Here is a 15152-nt window from a genome sequence, read left to right on the forward strand (position 1 = left end):
GGATTACTGCTCCTGGTTCTCGTTGACCGCGTCGTCGGGATCCACGACGGCAAGGACGGCGCCGATGTCGACCTGCTGGCCGACGGTGACGTTGAGCGCGCTCAGCACGCCCGCGGTGGGCGCGGCGATGGTGTGCTCCATCTTCATCGCCTCCAGCCACAGAATCGGCTGCCCGGCGTCCACCCGGCCGCCGACCTCCGCGCCGAGCCGGATCACGCTGCCCGGCATGGGCGCGAGCAGCGAACCGGTGGCCACCTGGTCGGCCGGATCGCTGAAGCGCGGCAGCCTGCGCGCGCTCACCGGCCCGAGCGGCGAGTCGACGCAGACCAGATCGCCGTAGCGCGCGACGGTGAACGCCCGCCGCACCGGTCCGCGTTCGCCGGGCACGCTCAGCACAACACGCTCGGGGCTCAGCTCGACCAGCTCGAGACCCTCATGGCCGTCCACCGTCACGCCCGAGCGGGTGAATCGATAGCCGACCTCGTGCACGCCGCTCACGCGGCTCTCGTAGGACTTGCGCTGCGACTGCGAGGGCAGATTGCGCCAGCCGCTCGGCAGTCCGCCGCCGACCCGCGCCGCCACGCGGTTGGCCGCGGCGTCCGCGAGCGCGGCCGCGAGGATGGACAACGCCTCATCGGCCTCGGACGCCAAAGGCGCTGCGAGCGTGAACAATCCGTGCGTGTCGAAGAACGCCGTGTCGGTGTCGCCCGCCAGGAAGGCGGGGTGGCGCAGCACCCGCACCAGCAGGTCGCGGTTGGTCACCAAGCCGTGGATGTGGGCGCGCTGCAAGGCCGTGGCGAGCAACCGGGCCGCCTCGGTCCTCGTCTCGGCGTAGGAGATGACCTTGGCCAGCATCGGGTCGTAGTGCACGCCGACGATCGAACCGTCGACGACGCCGGTGTCCAGGCGCACGCCCGCTCGCTCGAGCAGATCGAATTCCGCTGTCACCGAGGGGATGTCGATCCGGTGCACGGTGCCGCTCTGCGGCTGCCAGTCGTGTGCGGGATCCTCGGCGTAGAGCCGGACCTCGATCGAATGCCCGCGCATGGCGGGCGGTTCGGCGGGCAGCCTGCCGCCGGCGGCCACCTCGAGTTGCAGGCGTACGAGATCCAGACCCGTGGTGCATTCCGTCACCGGATGTTCCACCTGGAGACGGGTGTTCATCTCCAGGAAGAAGAAATCACCCTGCTCGTCGGCGAGGAACTCGACGGTGCCTGCGCCGGTGTAGCCGATCGCGCCCGCGGCCAGCCGAGCCGCCTCGAACAGCCTCTCACGCATGCTCTGCCCATTGGCCATGCGCGCGGACCCTCCGTGGTCACGCTGCGCTACCGCCTCCGGGCCTGACGCGCGCATGGCGTCGATGCGCTCCACCAGCGGCGACGGCGCCTCCTCGACGACCTTCTGGTGGCGGCGCTGAATGGAGCACTCGCGCTCGCCGACCGACCAGATCGTGCCGTGCGTATCGGCCATCACCTGGACTTCGATGTGCCTGCCGGTCTCCAGGTAGCGCTCGCAGAACACGGTCGGATCGCCGAACGCGGACTCGGCCTCGCGCCGGGCCGCCGCGATCTGCGGTTCCAGATCGGCGAGCTCGCGCACCACCCGCATGCCGCGCCCGCCGCCACCGGCGGACGCCTTGATCAGTACCGGCAGGTGCGCCTCGGTGACCTCGGTCGGGTCCAGTTCGGCGAGCACCGGCACGCCCGCGGCGTCCATCATCTTCTTGGACGCGACCTTCGAGCCCATCTGCTCGATGGCCTCGATCGGCGGTCCGATCCAGATCAGACCCGCCGCCTGCACCGCCCGCGCGAATTCCGCGTTCTCCGAGAGGAATCCGTATCCGGGATGGATGGCGTCAGCCCCCGCGGAGAGCGCGGCCTCGACGATCAGCTCGCCGCGCAGGTAGGTCTCCGCGGGAGTGTTGCCGGGGAGCCGGACCGCGGCGTCGGCGTCACCGACGTGCGGAGCAGCGGCGTCCGCGTCGGAATACACGGCGACGGTCGCGAGGCCCATGCGCCGGCACGTGGCGAAGACGCGGCGTGCGATCTCACCGCGATTGGCCACCAAAACGGTCGAAATTACATTCACGGCTGCCTCACATGCGGAAGACGCCGAAGCCGTCGGCGCCCTTGATCGGGGCATTGTGGATGGCCGACAGCGCCATGCCCAATACCGTGCGGGTGTCGCGGGGGTCGATGACGCCGTCGTCGTAGAGCCTGCCCGACATGAACATCGGCAGCGACTCGGCTTCGATCTGCGCCTCGATCATGGCGCGCATACCCGCGTCGGCTTCCTCGTTGAACGGCATGCCTTTCGCCTCGGCGGCGGCGCGGCCGACGATCGAGATGACACCGGCCAGCTGGGCACCGCCCATGACCGCGGATTTCGCACTGGGCCAAGCGAATACGAAGCGCGGATCGTAGGCGCGACCGCACATGCCGTAATGCCCCGCTCCGTAGGAGGCGCCCATCAGCAGCGAGATGTGCGGCACCTTCGAGTTGGATACGGCGTTGATCATCATCGCGCCGTGCTTGATGATGCCCTTCTGCTCGAACTCCTTGCCGACCATGTAGCCGGTCGTGTTGTGCAGGAACAACAGTGGCGTATCCGACTGGTTGGCCAGCTGGATGAACTGCGCCGCCTTCTGCGCCTCCTCGGAGAACAGCACGCCGCGCGCGTTGGCGAGGATGCCGACCGGATAGCCGTGCAGCTCGGCCCAACCGGTGACCAGGCTGCTGCCGTACAGCGGCTTGAACTCGTCGAAATCGGAGCCGTCGACGACGCGCGCGATCACCTCGCGCGGATCGAACGGGATCTTCAGATCGGAGGGGACGATACCGAGCAGCTCCTCCTGGTCGAACAGCGGCTCGATCACCTCAGCGCGCGGCGCGGGACCCTGCTTCTTCCAGTTCAGGCGCTTGACGATGGACCGGCCGATGCGGATCGCGTCCTGCTCGTCGGCGGCCAGATAGTCGGCCAGACCCGATGTCCTGGCGTGCATTTCGGCGCCACCGAGGGATTCGTCGTCGGACTCCTCACCGGTGGCCATCTTCACCAGCGGCGGACCGCCGAGGAACACCTTGGAGCGTTCCTTGATCATCACCGTGTAGTCGGACATGCCGGGGATGTACGCGCCGCCCGCCGTGGAATTGCCGAACACCAGCGCGATGGTCGGAATGCCCATCGCGGAGAGCTTCGTCAGGTCGCGGAACATCCGGCCGCCGGGGACGAAAACCTCTTTCTGCGTGGGCAAATCGGCGCCGCCGGACTCGACCAGGCCGATCACCGGCAGGCGGTTCTCCATGGCGATGTCGTTCATGCGCAGGTTCTTGCGCAGCGTCCACGGGTTCGAGGTGCCGCCACGCACCGTGGGATCCGGTGCGACGATCATGCATTCGACGCCTTCGACGATGCCGATGCCCGCAATCACGCTGCCGCCGACGTGGAAATCGCTGCCCCACGCGGCAAGCGGGCACAGCTCGAGGAACGGCGAATCCTCGTCGATGAGCAGTTCGATGCGCTCGCGCGCGGTCAGTTTGCCGCGCTTGCGGTGCCGCGCCATCTTGTCCGGGCCGCCGCCTGCGACGTTCTTGGCGAACTCGGCGCCGATCTCGGCGAGCTTGGCGTTCATCGCCTCCGCGGCGGCGCCGTACTCGGCCGAACCGCTGTCGAGCGTGCTACGCAAGATCGTCATGACTGGTACCCCAATCGTTTGGCGGCGAGTGCGGTCAGGATCTCGGTGGTGCCACCGCCGATGCCGAGGATGCGGATGTCACGGTACTGGCGCTCCACCTCGGATTCGCGCATGTAGCCGAGACCACCGAAGAGCTGGACGGCCTGGTTGGCCACCCACTCGCCCGCCTCGACGGCGGTGTTCTTGGCGAAGCAGACTTCGGCGATCAGATCGGTCTCGCCATTGGCGCTGCGCTGCACCACATCTCGGGTGTAGACGCGGGCGACGTCGATGCGCCGGGCCATCTCGGTCACCGTGTTCTGCACGGCCTGCCTGCTGATCAGCGGGCGGCCGAAGGTCTCCCGGTTGCGCACCCATTCGAGGGTCAGCTCGAGGCAGCGCTGCGCCTGCGAATACGCCTGCACCGCGAGGCCGACCCGCTCGCTGACGAACGCGCCAGCGATCTGATAGAAGCCGGAATTCTCCGGGCCGACCAGATTTTCCACCGGCACCCGCACGTCGACGTAGGACAGTTCCGCGGTGTCGGAGGCGCGCCAGCCCATCTTGTCCAGCTTGCGGCTGACGGTGAATCCGGGCGTGCCCTTCTCCACGACGAGCAGCGAGATGCCTCCCGAACCGGGTCCGCCGGTGCGCACCGCGGTGACCACGAAGTCGGCGCGACAGCCGGAGGTGATGTAGGTCTTCGCGCCGTTGACGATGTAGTGGTCGCCGTCGCGGCGCGCGGTGGTGGTGAGGTGGCCGACGTCGGAGCCGCCGCCGGGCTCGGTGATGGCCAGCGAACCGATCTTCTCCCCGGCAAGGGTTGGGCGGGCGAAGCGCTCGATCAGGTCCTCGTTGCCCGAGGCGACGATGTGCGGCACCGAGATGCCGCAGGTGAACAGCGAGGCGAACAGCCCGCCGGAGGCGCCGACCTGGTGCATCTCCTCGCAGACGATCATGGCGTCCACGCCGTCGCCGCCGGAACCGCCCGCCGACTCGGGGAATTGCACGCCGAGCAGGCCGAGTGCGCCCGCCTTCTTGTGCAGCTCGCGCGGGATCTCGCCGTCGCGCTCCCAGTCGTCGAGGTACGGCAGGATCTCGCGCTCCACGAAACCACGCACCGTGGCGCGCAATTCGCGCCGCTCCGGTGTGTTCCACGGACTAGCTACGGCACCGGTCATGAGAGAAACTCCACGGGGATATCGAGGTGACGGGACCGCAGCCATTCGCCGAGCCCCTTGGCCTGCGGATCGAAGCGTGCCTGGTAGGCCACGCCCTTGCCGAGCAGGCCGGAGACGATGAAGTTCACGGCGCGCAGGTTCGGCAACACGTGCCTGGTGACCGACAGGGCGGCGGCCTCGGGCAGTAGCTCCTTCATCCGGTCGACGGTTAGCGTGTGCACCAGCCAGCGCCATTGTTCGTCAGTGCGTACCCATACGCCGATGTTCGCGTCGCCGCCCTTGTCGCCGCTGCGAGCCAGCGCGATGGCGCCGAGCGGGGCGCGACGAGTCTCGTTCGCGGCCAACGGCTCCGGCAGAGACGGTTCCGGGACGCCTTCCAGCGCAGTCGTTTCCGACGACGCCGCGACCTCGATACGAGTGCCGTCCGGTAGGACCGCGGTGTGCGGCACGTCGGTGGCGTCGACGAAGGCTGGGGTGAACACGCCGTACGGCGAGCCGTTGCCGGGCAGGGTGGTGAAGGTGCAGCCGGGGTAGCTGGCCAGGGCCAGTTCCACCGCGACGTTGGAGAAGGCGCGGCCGACCTTGTTCGGGTCGGGGTCGCGGACCACGCAGCGCAGCAGCGCGCTGGCCTGCTCCTCGGTGTCGGCGTCCGGCCGGTCCAGCCGGGCAAGCGTCCACTCCAGCTCGGCGGGGCGCACCGGCAGCCAGGATTCCAGCTGACGTTGCGCCAGTTCGGCTTTCGCCGGGATGTCAAGGCCGGTCAGCACGAATTCCATCTCGTTGCGGAAGCCACCGAGGGTGTTCAGCGAGACCTTGAGCTGCGGCGGGGGCGCCTCGCCCGTGACGCCGCTGATGAGCACCCGGTCCCGGCCCTCCTGGCTCAGCCGGATGCTGTCGAGCCGCGTCGTGACGTCAGGGCCCGCGTAGCGCGCGCCCTGGATCTCGTACATCAGCTGCGCCTCGACCGTGTCGACGGTGACCGCGCCGCCGGTGCCCTCGTGCTTGGTGATCACGCTGCTGCCGTCGCGGCGGATCTCGGCGATCGGGAAGCCGGGCCTGCCGAGATCGGCGAGCTCGGTGAAGAAGGCGTAGTTGCCGCCGGTGGCCTGAGTGCTGCACTCGATGACGTGCCCAGCGACCACGGCGCCCGCGAGCGCGTCGTAATCGGTTCGGCCCCAGCCGAAGTGCGCGGCGGCCGGGCCGACGATCACCGAGGCGTCGGTGACCCGGCCGGTGACCACGATGTCGGCGCCCGAGTTCAGGCATTCGACGATGCCCCACGCGCCGAGGTAGGCGTTGGCCGTGAGCGGGCTGCCGAGGCCGAGTTCGCTTGCGCGCGAGAGCAGATCGTCGCCCTCGACGTGCGCGACCTTGGCGTCCAGCCCGAGATCGGCGGCCACCTTGCGCAGCTTCTCGGCCAGGCCTGCCGGATTCAGGCCGCCCGCGTTGGCGACGATCTGCACATTACGTTCCAGGGCGAGCCCGAGGCAGTCCTCGATCTGCTTGACGAAAGTCTTGGCGTAGCCGAGGCTCGGGTCCTTCATCCGGTCCCTGCCCAGGATCAACATGGTCAGCTCGGCGAGGTAGTCGCCGGTGAGCACGTCGAGCTGCCCGCCCTCGAGCATCTCGCGCATGGCGCTGAGCCGATCACCGTAGAACCCGGAACAGTTGCCGATGCGGATCACATCCGGATCGGCGGCCAACTTGCTCATCAGCCGGGGGCCTCCTTCGGTGGAGTTCGCGTTCCGGAGTTCAGCATCACATCCGGTCAAGAAAAAATCAAGCGCGCGTGCTTGTTAATTGTAGAAGCAGGTTAGCGGCATGACGACATACCCGGCGGGGCTCTCTCGAGCCGCGACCCACCAGAATGGCCCCATGTCCACCGACGTCACCGTGATGCTGCTGCTCGCCCTCGCCGGCTTCCTGATCGGCGGTGCGTACTCCACCTGGAAGACCTCCCGGCCCCTCTCCATCGCCTTGGCGGTCTGCGCCGTCCTCGCCGCAGCGGGCGCCATCGCCTGGGGTTTCTTCTAGCTCTCGGCCGCCCCCGCGACCACAAGCCACTCGTCCGAGTCCGAGCAGCGCTTCGCATCCGAGACTTCGAGTGTGCCCGCAGCGACCGTCCTGCCCGCGAATTCGGACGGAACCGTGCCGCATGGCCTAGTTCTTCGACAGACGGAAGATGCGGAGGTCTTCCGGGACGCCGCTGAGGGGGGCCGCGAAGAAGCTGCGTCGGTAGGGCTTGACGGTCAAGCCGAGTTCGGTGAGGGTTTCGGGCTCGAGGGATTGCAGGGTGGCCTCGGAGATCATGGTGTTGCCGTTGCCGCCCGCCTCCATGACGCGCGCGGCGATGGTGACGTCGACGCCGAGCCAGTCGCCGCCGATCTCGCGCGGCGAGCCGGTGTGCAGGCCCATCCGCATGCGCGGGCGGTAGCCGCGCAGGTCGATCCGGCTCAGGTTGCGCTTGGCCTGCACGGCGGCGCGCACCGCGCGGTCGGCGGAGGGGAACACCGCCATGACACCGTCGCCCATCCGCTTCACCACCCGTCCGCCGCGATCGGCGATGGGCGGTTCGATGGCCTTGGCCACCTCGCGCAGCAGTTCGAGGGTCGCCTCGTCGCCCGCCGTCAGCGACCAGCTGGAGAAGGCCACCAGGTCGGTGAACATGACGGTGATCTCTTCGCTGCCTTTGCCGCGGCCGACGCGCTCCAGCATCGCCTGCCAGACCTGCAGTGCGCCGAAACCGATCTCGCGAGCCGCGCTGGGATTGTCGCCGACGAGCTTGTCGGCGGCCCTGGCGACCGCGCGGGCGCCACCTGGCCCGCTGACGGACAACGGATCGCCGAACGACGGGTCGCCCGGAAGTTGTTCGCGCGCCTTGCGGAGCACGTCTATCAGGTCCGGGCGCTGGTTGGCCGCGTTCATCAACGCCGCGATCTGCTTCTTGCGGAGAGCCCGCCCCGAACGACGGGCGCCGTTGGCCTCGTCGGCGGGCGACAACGGAATCACGACCTCGGGATCGATGCCGCCATCGTCCTCCGGCCGCGACCCTGGTCCGGCACCGCCGGACGGTGTATCGCTCACGCCCCGAGCGTATCTCAGCCCACGGAGCGTCGGCCGGTTACCAAACATCGCCCGGAAACGACCACCGGCCCGGCGGTGAAGGGGGATTGTCTTCACGCGCCGGGCCGGTGATGCGCACAGCCCGCCGGGCAGTGGCGGACAGTGCTACCGGAGCCGCGAACCTCCCGACAAGGTCGCGTCCCCGCGCCCGAGTGGCGAGGGAGGGCAACTCGGGCAGCTCTTCGATTTTCTCAGGCGTCGCGCTTGTTCACCACGACCAGCGCCGCGCCGAACACGATGGCGACGAAGGCCGTGAAGTAGAGCAGCGCGGTCCAGGCGCCCCAGTGCCACGGCAGCGCGGTGTCCTCGAGACCGAGGAACCGGTTGGCGTTCTGGAAGGGCAGGAACACCTGGATGTTGCGGCCGTACTTGCCGAAAGCGCCGATGATCGGCTCGATCAGCACCGGCCACACGATCAGCAGCGACAACGCGCCCGCCGACTGGCGGATCAGGGCGCCGACGCCCACCGAGAGGAAGACGACGAGCGCGGCGAAGATCGGCACCGCGTAGAAGACCTTCAGATCGCCGTCGGTCAGGCTGAGCTTGCTGCCGACATCGCTGTCGGTCAGCCCCTTCAGAATGAGGAAGCTGAGGAACGTCAGGATCGCCGAAAGCACCGCGGCGCCCGCCGCGATCATGCTCGCCTTGGTGACCAGCACCGCGGAACGGTGCGGAACCGCGAGGAAGGTGGCCTTGATGGTGCCGAAGCGATATTCGCTGGTCACCGCCAACGCGGCCAGGATCATGATGAGGATGTAGCCGAAGCCGGGGATGAACGAGACTCCGGTGATGCCCAGGCCCGCCATCACGTTCTCCGCGAACGGCGGTTCCGGAGCGATCGACGGGTCTTCCTTGTAGGCGTTCATCGACACGTTCAGCAGCAGGCTGAACAAGGCCGTGATGCCGAGGGCGAAGACCACTGTCAGGGCGGTGCACCACCAAGGCGACCTGGTCGAGGTGAGTTTGATCCGTTCCGCTGCCAACACGCCCATCAGAGCGCACCTCCCATCGCTGTGTAGGACGCGGCGTCCGCGGGTCCCTTCGTGGTTACGCCGGCTGCCGCCTCCGGGCCCGTCGCTCCCGCCGGGTCGAAGCCTTCGCCGTGGTACTGCACAGAACCGCCCGTCATCCGCATGAACGCTTCCTCGAGCGAGGCCCGCTGCGGCGAGAGCTCGAACAGCGTGATGTCGTTCGCGCCCGCCAGTTTGCCGACCGCGTCGCTGGGCACGCCCGCAACCAGCAGCGCCGGTCCGTCCGAGCCCGCACCGTCCTCGCGCACGGTCATGCCGTTCGAGGTGAGCAGGCTGCGCAGCTGGTCGAGCTGCGGGCTGCGCACCCGCACCGACTGCTCGGACGCGCGCTCGATGAACTCCCGCGTCGTGGTGTCGGCGATCAGCTGACCGCGACCGATCACCACCAGGTGCTCGGCGGTCTGCGCCATCTCCGAGAGCAGGTGACTGGAGACGAGCACCGTGCGTCCCTCGGACGCCAGCCGCTGCATGAACCGGCGGATCCACAGGATGCCCTCCGGGTCGAGGCCGTTCACCGGCTCGTCGAACAGCAGCACCTCGGGATCGCCGAGCAGAGCGCCCGCCAGGCCGAGCCGCTGCGACATGCCGAGCGAGAAGCCGCCCGCGTTCTTGCCCGCCACCTCGGAGAGGCCGACGAGCCGCAGCACCTCGTCCACCCGCGACTTGGCGATACCGTTGGACGCCGCGAGCCACTGCAGGTGCGAGCGAGCCGAACGGTTCGGATGCACCCACTTGGCGTCCAGCAGCGCGCCGACAACGCGCAGCGGATGGTCCAGCTCGTGGTACTGCTTGCCCTTGATGAGCGCGGTACCAGCGGTCGGCTTGTCCAGGCCGAGGATCATCCGCATCGTGGTGGACTTACCGGCGCCGTTCGGTCCCAGGAAGCCCGTCACCTGTCCGGGTCGCACGGTGAAGGACAGATCCTGAACCGCGGCGGTCTGGCCGAAATGTTTGGTCAGGCCCCTCAGTTCGATCATGGGTCCAGCATTCCGCAAAACCGCGCGTCGCGCGTCACCACTAAGGTGTCGATCCCGTCATCCTTGCGGATGAGTCGCCCCTGAGTTCGCGGGTTCAGAGCTCCGGGGACGACGCCTGGGCCCAGAAGCGCTTGGGGATGCGGCCCGCCTGCCTGGCGAGGTATCCCGCGCGAACGGCATCCGCCATCGCCGCGGCCATCAGCTCGGGGCGCTTGGCGCGGGTGACGGCGGTGGCCAGCAGCACCGCGGAGCAGCCGAGTTCCATGGCCAGGGCCGCGTCGCTCGCGGTGCCGATGCCGGCGTCCAGGATCACCGGGACGCCTGCGGCGGCCACGATCATCTCGATGTTGTGCGGGTTGCCGATGCCGAGCCCGGTGCCGATCGGAGCGCCCAGCGGCATGACGGCGGCGCAGCCCGCGTCCTCCAGACGCCGCGCCAGCACCGGGTCGTCGGAGGTGTAGGGCAGTACGACGAAGCCCGCGTCCACCAATTGTTCTGCGGCGCTGAGCAATTCGATCGGGTCGGGCAGCAGGGTGCGTTCGTCGGCGATCACCTCGAGCTTCACCCAGTTGGTATCGAGCGCCTCGGCGGCCAGCTGTGCGGTGAGCACGGCCTCGGCGGCGGTGCGGCAGCCCGCGGTATTGGGCAGCGGCATGATGTGCAGACGCTTCAGCAGGTCGAGCACGCCGGTGCCGCCCGCGGCATCCACCCTGCGCATGGCGACGGTGGTGAGCTCGGTGCCGGAGGCGACCAGCGCCTCCTCCAGCACGGCGAGGCTTTCGGCTCCCCCGGTGCCCATGATCAGCCGGGAACCGAACTCGCGGTCCGCGATGCGCAGAGGCGACGCGTTACCCACCTTGAACCGCCGTCAGCACCTCGATGGTCCAACCGCGACCGACCTGCTCGTCCCAGCGCGACTTCGGGAACACCGCGCCGTCGACGGCCAGCGCCACTCCCTGACACGGCAGCTCCAGGCGGGCCAAAAGCTCGCGGACGGTGAGCGGTTCGGCGAATTCGTGATCCTGCCCGTTCACGGTGACGCCGATGGGAACGGATGTCGCGGTCATCGAACTCCTCCTGCGGTGGATAGGGACGACGCACCCGGCGCCGTCGAAAAGCGTTGCGGGTCAGCGGCTCGCGCCTCGGCGAGCATCGTGCCGTCGAGCAGCGCGAGCACCGCGTCGACGGTCAGCGGCACGGTGAGCATGCCGTTGCGGCCGTGCCCGGTGGCGGCGATCACCCGCTCGGCGAGCCTGCCGATCAGCGGCAGGTTGTCGGGGCTGCCCGGCCGGGAACCCGCCGCGGCCTCGGCCAGTTCGTATTCGCCGATGCCGGGCAGCACCGCCTCGGCATCGGCGATCAGGTCACGGACCCCGGCGACGGTCACCGCCGTGTCGAAACCGGCCTCGTATTGCGTTGCGCCGACGACGATTCCGTCCCGGCGCGGGACCAGGTAGACCGGCCTGCCGTGCACCCTGGCGCGGATCACGCGCTGCGGAGCGGGCGCCGCGCCCGGCCGGTGCCGCAGCCGCAGGATCTCCCCCTTGACGGGCCGCACCGGCAGTCCCGGCCACAGCCGCGCCGAGGCCGCGCCCGCGGCGAGCACGATCTGGTCGAAGGCGAGCGCGTCGAGGTCGGCGATCTCCTCGGCGCGCAGTTCGACGCCCGCGGCGGTCACGGCGTCGCGCAATCCATCGAGCAGACGACGGTTGTCGATGGCGGGTTCGGCGGAGGCCAGCAAACCGGCGCGCACGGTGCGGGCGAGCGCGGGCTCCAGTGCGCGCACGCCCGCGCGGTCCAGCACGCGCAGCTGGTGACCGTGTCCGCCCACCCAGTCCGCGACGGTGCGCAGATCGGCGGCGTCCGCGCCGTCCAGCGCGACGGTCATGGTCTCGTCGGCGACGAAGACCTGTGCGCCCGAGACGGATTCCAGCCTTTCCGCGAACTCCGGCCAGCGCGCCAGCGCGGCGGCGCCGAATTCGAGAACACGATCCTCACCGGGCCAGCCCTCCGAGAGCGGAGCCAGCATCCCGCCCGCCACCCACGAGGCGCCCGATCCGACGGCGGGATCGAACAGCGTGACCCGCCATCCCGCCTCGGCGGCCCGCCACGCCACCGACAGCCCGATGGCGCCGCCACCGACGACGGCGAGAGTCCGCATGCTGTCCACCTACCTCATCCGTGCGGGGGTACTCGCGCACCATCCCGGCGCGCCGCGGCCACCGTGCTCGTCCCGCCTTCTGTTCGCATCCCCACGGTAGCGCGGCTACCGTCGAAGGCGTGCAACCCTCCCTCCCGAATCGAACGCTGCCGCCACGGGAGCGCCTGGCTACCGCGCGGCTCTATCTGTGCACCGATGCCCGGCGCGAGAAGGGCGATCTGGCCAAGTTCGCCGAAGCCGCGCTCGCGGGCGGGGTCGACATCATCCAGCTCAGAGACAAGGGATCGCCGGGCGAGGCCGAATTCGGGCCGATGGAGGCCAAGGCCGAACTCGGCGCGCTCGCCGAGCTCAAGGCCGCGACCCGCAGACACGGCGCGCTGCTCGCGGTGAACGACCGCGCCGACATCGCGCTCGCCTCCAACGCCGACGTGCTGCACCTCGGCCAGGGCGACCTGCCGCCCTGGTACGCGCGCCGCATCCTGGGGCCGGACGTGGTGATCGGCCGCTCGACGCACAACCGCGCCCAAGCCGGGCTGGCCGCCATCGACGAGCACATCGATTACTTCTGCACCGGCCCGGTGTGGACCACCCCGACCAAGCCGGGCAGGCAGGCCGCCGGCATCGATTTGATTCGCTCGACCGCCGACGCGCACCCGACCCGGCCGTGGTTCGCCATCGGCGGGATCGACCGGCAGCGGCTGCCCGAGCTGCTGGAGGCGGGCGCCGAGCGGATCGTGGTGGTCCGCGCCATCACCGAGGCCCGCGACCCGGAGGCCGCCGCGCGCGAACTCAAGTCGGCGCTGCTGGCCAACGCCAGGCTGTAGTCAGGACAGCACCTGTCCCCTGGTCACCGAGAGCACCGTGACCGGGGGCGGCAGCTGCGCTGCGGCCGGTTCCTCGATCGCAGCGTCGATGATCCGCGCGACCCCGCCCGGACCTTCGGGATCCGAGTGCAACCAGATGAATCCGTGATCGGCGAGGTCGACAGTGCGCGGAAGAGCTTCGGCGACGGCTCGCGAATCGTCCAGCTCGGTGAGGCAAGCCCTGGCCGGGACGGCACGCAGCGCCGGCCAGGCGACGGCGAAACCGGGGTGCAGCGGGCGCGCCTCGACCTCGGCCTCCGGCACCCAGGCCAGTTCGGTGCTCTCCCGGTTGGCGCTGGTCGGCAAGGTCATCACCGCGTCGGCGATCACGGTGGTGTAGGTCCAGCCGCTCAGCGCGGAAGCCGTCACGCGTTCCGCGCGAACCCGGACGTCGGAGGGGCGAATGCCCGCCTCTTCCCACGCCTCCCGCACCGCCGCGTGCACCGGGGTCTCGTGACTGTCGCGCGCACCGCCGGGCAACGCCCAGGTACCGCCCTGATGACTCCACGGAGCGCGATGCTGGAGCAGCACCGCCGAGCCGCCTGCCGCGAGCGGCGCGCGCAGCAACAATCCGGCAGCGCCGAACTTGCCCCAATGCTTCAGGCCGTCCGGACCTCGCGACCAACCGTCGCCGTCACCGCGCATCGCCAACCATCCTCATCCAGCCGTGGCAGGGGGTGTTCGACACGCCACGGCACCGGTAGGACCACAATAAACTGCGACGCAGACGCACAGGTGGGGCGCGGACCCGGAGGTGGACAATGGCTCGGACCGAGCAGCTCTCGGCCTCGCGGCCGCCGTCGGTCCCGGCCGAGCACAGCCGCAAACACCTCGGCGCCATGTCCGCGGCGGCCGTTCGCGAGCACCTCGATCCCGCCGATCTGCGCTCCTTCGCGCACTCGTCGCCCGGTCGGCTGATTGCCCTCGGATTGCTGCTCATCGGGCTGTGCCTCACCGCCGGCGCGGTGACCGCGTCGATGGTCGGCGATCGCCAAGAGGACCTGCGCGTCCTGCTCGTCGACACCGAGCCGGACGCGGACTCCGCGCACCGTCTCTACACGTCGCTGTCCATCGCCGACGCCGCCGCGAGCACCGCGTTCATCGCGGGCGGCGTCGAACCGGAAGCGGTGCGCGACAGATACTCCCAGGCGGTCGGCGAGGCGGCGGCCGAGCTGGTCGCCCAATCCGGGCAGACCACTGGGTACGCCGACACCGAGACCGATGTGCGCCTGCGGACCGGCATCGCGACTGGCCTGCCGGTCTACTCCGGTCTGATCGAAACCGCGCGCGCCAACAATCGCAGCGGTTATCCGGTCGGCGCGGCCTACCTGAGCGAAGCGTCGAACCAGATGCAGACCAGGCTGCTGCCGATGGCCGAGCAACTTCAGGAGCACCGCTCGGATGCCGTCGACGCCGCGCAGCGCGCCCACGTCCGCCCGCCGTGGACGGCCATCGGGTTGCTGATTCTCACGCTGGTCGTACTGGTCTGGGCGCAGACTCAGCTGGCGAGGCGCTGGCGGCGCACTTTCAACGTGGGTCTGCTGCTGGCCTCCGGCGCGATGTCGATCCTCTTGGCGTGGACGGTGATCGCGGGATCGCTGTCGGCAGCCGCGATGATCAGCGGCCGCGACGACGCGGTCGTGCCCGCCTCCCGGCTGATCGAAGGTCGCATCCTCGCCCAGCAGGCCAGGGCCGCGGAGACGCTGAAGCTGGTGCGCCGGGAAGTGACCGGCGACTACGACCGCACCTTCGACGCCGACATCGCCCGCCTCGACGAGCTGCTCGGCGGCTACCCCGGTTCCGCGCCCGCCGCCGACGAGGTCGCGAATGCCCGTGCCGCACTGGCACGTTGGCGTATCTCGCACCAGCGGATGAACGACGCGCTCGCGCACGGCGACTACCACGGCGCGGCGGTGGTGGCCACCGGGCCGGGCGCCGCCCAGTCCACCGCGCACGTCGACGCGCTCGACAGCTCACTCGAGAGCGGTATCACGGAAACGCGAAACACACTGCGCTGGGAGATCTCCCGGGCGATTCGCGTGCTGGATCTACTCGCCACCGGGGCCATGGTGCTCGGCATCGTCGCCGCCGCCTATGTCGGCATCGGCCTGTGGCCTCGACTGCGGGAGTATCGATGAACACC

Annotated in this window: 14 protein-coding genes; 3 read left to right on the top strand and 11 right to left on the bottom strand. The window is 69.6% G+C overall.

Annotation, left to right across the window (positions count from 1 at the left end; genetic code table 11):
- Positions 1 to 3 precede the first annotated feature (3 nt).
- Genes NX1_RS17305 through NX1_RS17320 form a run of 4 tightly spaced genes read right to left on the bottom strand, consistent with a single transcriptional unit; the run spans position 4 to position 6566 of the window.
- Positions 4 to 2142 (bottom strand): ATP-binding protein, encoded by a 2139-nt coding sequence (locus NX1_RS17305; RefSeq protein ID WP_084501504.1) that lies wholly within the window; start codon positions 2140 to 2142, stop codon positions 4 to 6.
- A complete protein-coding gene (locus NX1_RS17310; RefSeq protein ID WP_068059929.1) occupies positions 2096 to 3694 on the bottom strand; it encodes an acyl-CoA carboxylase subunit beta in 1599 nt (532 codons plus the stop codon). The genes NX1_RS17305 and NX1_RS17310 overlap by 47 nt, the downstream gene beginning before the upstream one ends.
- Complete coding sequence (locus NX1_RS17315; RefSeq protein WP_068059932.1) at positions 3691 to 4854, bottom strand: acyl-CoA dehydrogenase family protein; 1164 nt, start codon at positions 4852 to 4854, stop codon at positions 3691 to 3693. Before NX1_RS17315 ends, NX1_RS17310 begins: the two co-directional genes overlap by 4 nt.
- Positions 4851 to 6566 carry an acyclic terpene utilization AtuA family protein gene (locus NX1_RS17320; protein WP_068059934.1) on the bottom strand — a complete coding sequence of 572 codons (1716 nt, stop codon included), beginning with the start codon at positions 6564 to 6566 and terminating at the stop codon, positions 4851 to 4853. Before NX1_RS17320 ends, NX1_RS17315 begins: the two co-directional genes overlap by 4 nt.
- Before the next feature lie 163 nt (positions 6567 to 6729).
- Here NX1_RS17320 and NX1_RS36945 point away from each other — a divergent pair, with 163 nt between their 5' ends.
- Positions 6730 to 6888, top strand: coding sequence for a CG2302 family histidine operon protein (locus tag NX1_RS36945; RefSeq protein WP_169812246.1), 159 nt, complete (start codon positions 6730 to 6732; stop codon positions 6886 to 6888).
- Between the two features lie 126 nt (positions 6889 to 7014).
- Here the strand turns inward: NX1_RS36945 and NX1_RS17325 are convergent, their stop codons facing one another.
- From NX1_RS17325 to thiO, 6 genes are all read right to left on the bottom strand, one after another.
- Positions 7015 to 7860 carry an adenylate/guanylate cyclase domain-containing protein gene (locus NX1_RS17325; RefSeq protein WP_373864883.1) on the bottom strand — a complete coding sequence of 282 codons (846 nt, stop codon included), beginning with the start codon at positions 7858 to 7860 and terminating at the stop codon, positions 7015 to 7017.
- A gap of 308 nt (positions 7861 to 8168) precedes the next feature.
- Positions 8169 to 8969 (bottom strand): ABC transporter permease, encoded by an 801-nt coding sequence (locus NX1_RS17330; RefSeq protein ID WP_068059939.1) that lies wholly within the window; start codon positions 8967 to 8969, stop codon positions 8169 to 8171.
- On the bottom strand, positions 8969 to 9985 hold the full coding sequence (locus NX1_RS17335) for an ABC transporter ATP-binding protein (RefSeq protein WP_068059944.1): 1017 nt from the start codon (positions 9983 to 9985) through the stop codon (positions 8969 to 8971). The genes NX1_RS17330 and NX1_RS17335 overlap by 1 nt, the downstream gene beginning before the upstream one ends.
- Positions 9986 to 10079: 94 nt before the next feature.
- Positions 10080 to 10841 (bottom strand): thiazole synthase, encoded by a 762-nt coding sequence (locus NX1_RS17340; protein WP_068059948.1) that lies wholly within the window; start codon positions 10839 to 10841, stop codon positions 10080 to 10082.
- Complete coding sequence (gene thiS, locus NX1_RS17345; protein ID WP_068059951.1) at positions 10834 to 11052, bottom strand: sulfur carrier protein ThiS; 219 nt, start codon at positions 11050 to 11052, stop codon at positions 10834 to 10836. The genes NX1_RS17340 and thiS overlap by 8 nt, the downstream gene beginning before the upstream one ends.
- Positions 11049 to 12146 (bottom strand): glycine oxidase ThiO, encoded by a 1098-nt coding sequence (gene thiO, locus NX1_RS17350; protein WP_068060064.1) that lies wholly within the window; start codon positions 12144 to 12146, stop codon positions 11049 to 11051. The genes thiS and thiO overlap by 4 nt, the downstream gene beginning before the upstream one ends.
- Before the next feature lie 119 nt (positions 12147 to 12265).
- Here thiO and thiE point away from each other — a divergent pair, with 119 nt between their 5' ends.
- On the top strand, positions 12266 to 12970 hold the full coding sequence (gene thiE / locus NX1_RS17355) for a thiamine phosphate synthase (RefSeq protein ID WP_068059954.1): 705 nt from the start codon (positions 12266 to 12268) through the stop codon (positions 12968 to 12970).
- Here thiE and NX1_RS17360 read toward each other — a convergent pair whose 3' ends face one another.
- Positions 12971 to 13654 carry an NUDIX hydrolase gene (locus NX1_RS17360; RefSeq protein WP_068060067.1) on the bottom strand — a complete coding sequence of 228 codons (684 nt, stop codon included), beginning with the start codon at positions 13652 to 13654 and terminating at the stop codon, positions 12971 to 12973.
- Positions 13655 to 13770: 116 nt separating this feature from the next.
- Between NX1_RS17360 and NX1_RS17365 the strand changes: the two genes are divergently transcribed.
- Positions 13771 to 15147, top strand: a complete 1377-nt coding sequence (locus tag NX1_RS17365; protein WP_068059957.1) for a GlnX family signal transduction membrane protein — start codon at positions 13771 to 13773, stop codon at positions 15145 to 15147.
- The last annotated feature ends 5 nt before the right edge of the window (positions 15148 to 15152 follow it).

This window comes from Nocardia xishanensis NBRC 101358, assembly GCF_001613365.1.
GTDB lineage: Bacteria > Actinomycetota > Actinomycetes > Mycobacteriales > Mycobacteriaceae > Nocardia > Nocardia xishanensis.

Bases quoted from the DNA above. Each gene is read 5' to 3' on its own strand.
- NX1_RS17305 (WP_084501504.1), bottom strand. From the start codon at position 2,142: ATGCCCCGATCAAGGGCGCCGACGGCTTCGGCGTCTTCCGCATGTGAG.
- NX1_RS17330 (WP_068059939.1), bottom strand. From the start codon at position 8,969: ATGGGCGTGTTGGCAGCGGAACGGATCAAACTCACCTCGACCAGGTCG.
- NX1_RS17365 (WP_068059957.1), top strand. From the start codon at position 13,771: ATGGCTCGGACCGAGCAGCTCTCGGCCTCGCGGCCGCCGTCGGTCCCG.
- NX1_RS17310 (WP_068059929.1), bottom strand. From the start codon at position 3,694: ATGACGATCTTGCGTAGCACGCTCGACAGCGGTTCGGCCGAGTACGGC.
- NX1_RS17315 (WP_068059932.1), bottom strand. From the start codon at position 4,854: ATGACCGGTGCCGTAGCTAGTCCGTGGAACACACCGGAGCGGCGCGAA.
- NX1_RS17360 (WP_068060067.1), bottom strand. From the start codon at position 13,654: ATGCGCGGTGACGGCGACGGTTGGTCGCGAGGTCCGGACGGCCTGAAG.
- NX1_RS17335 (WP_068059944.1), bottom strand. From the start codon at position 9,985: ATGATCGAACTGAGGGGCCTGACCAAACATTTCGGCCAGACCGCCGCG.
- NX1_RS17320 (WP_068059934.1), bottom strand. From the start codon at position 6,566: ATGAGCAAGTTGGCCGCCGATCCGGATGTGATCCGCATCGGCAACTGT.
- thiS (WP_068059951.1), bottom strand. From the start codon at position 11,052: ATGACCGCGACATCCGTTCCCATCGGCGTCACCGTGAACGGGCAGGAT.
- thiO (WP_068060064.1), bottom strand. From the start codon at position 12,146: ATGCGGACTCTCGCCGTCGTCGGTGGCGGCGCCATCGGGCTGTCGGTG.
- NX1_RS36945 (WP_169812246.1), top strand. From the start codon at position 6,730: ATGTCCACCGACGTCACCGTGATGCTGCTGCTCGCCCTCGCCGGCTTC.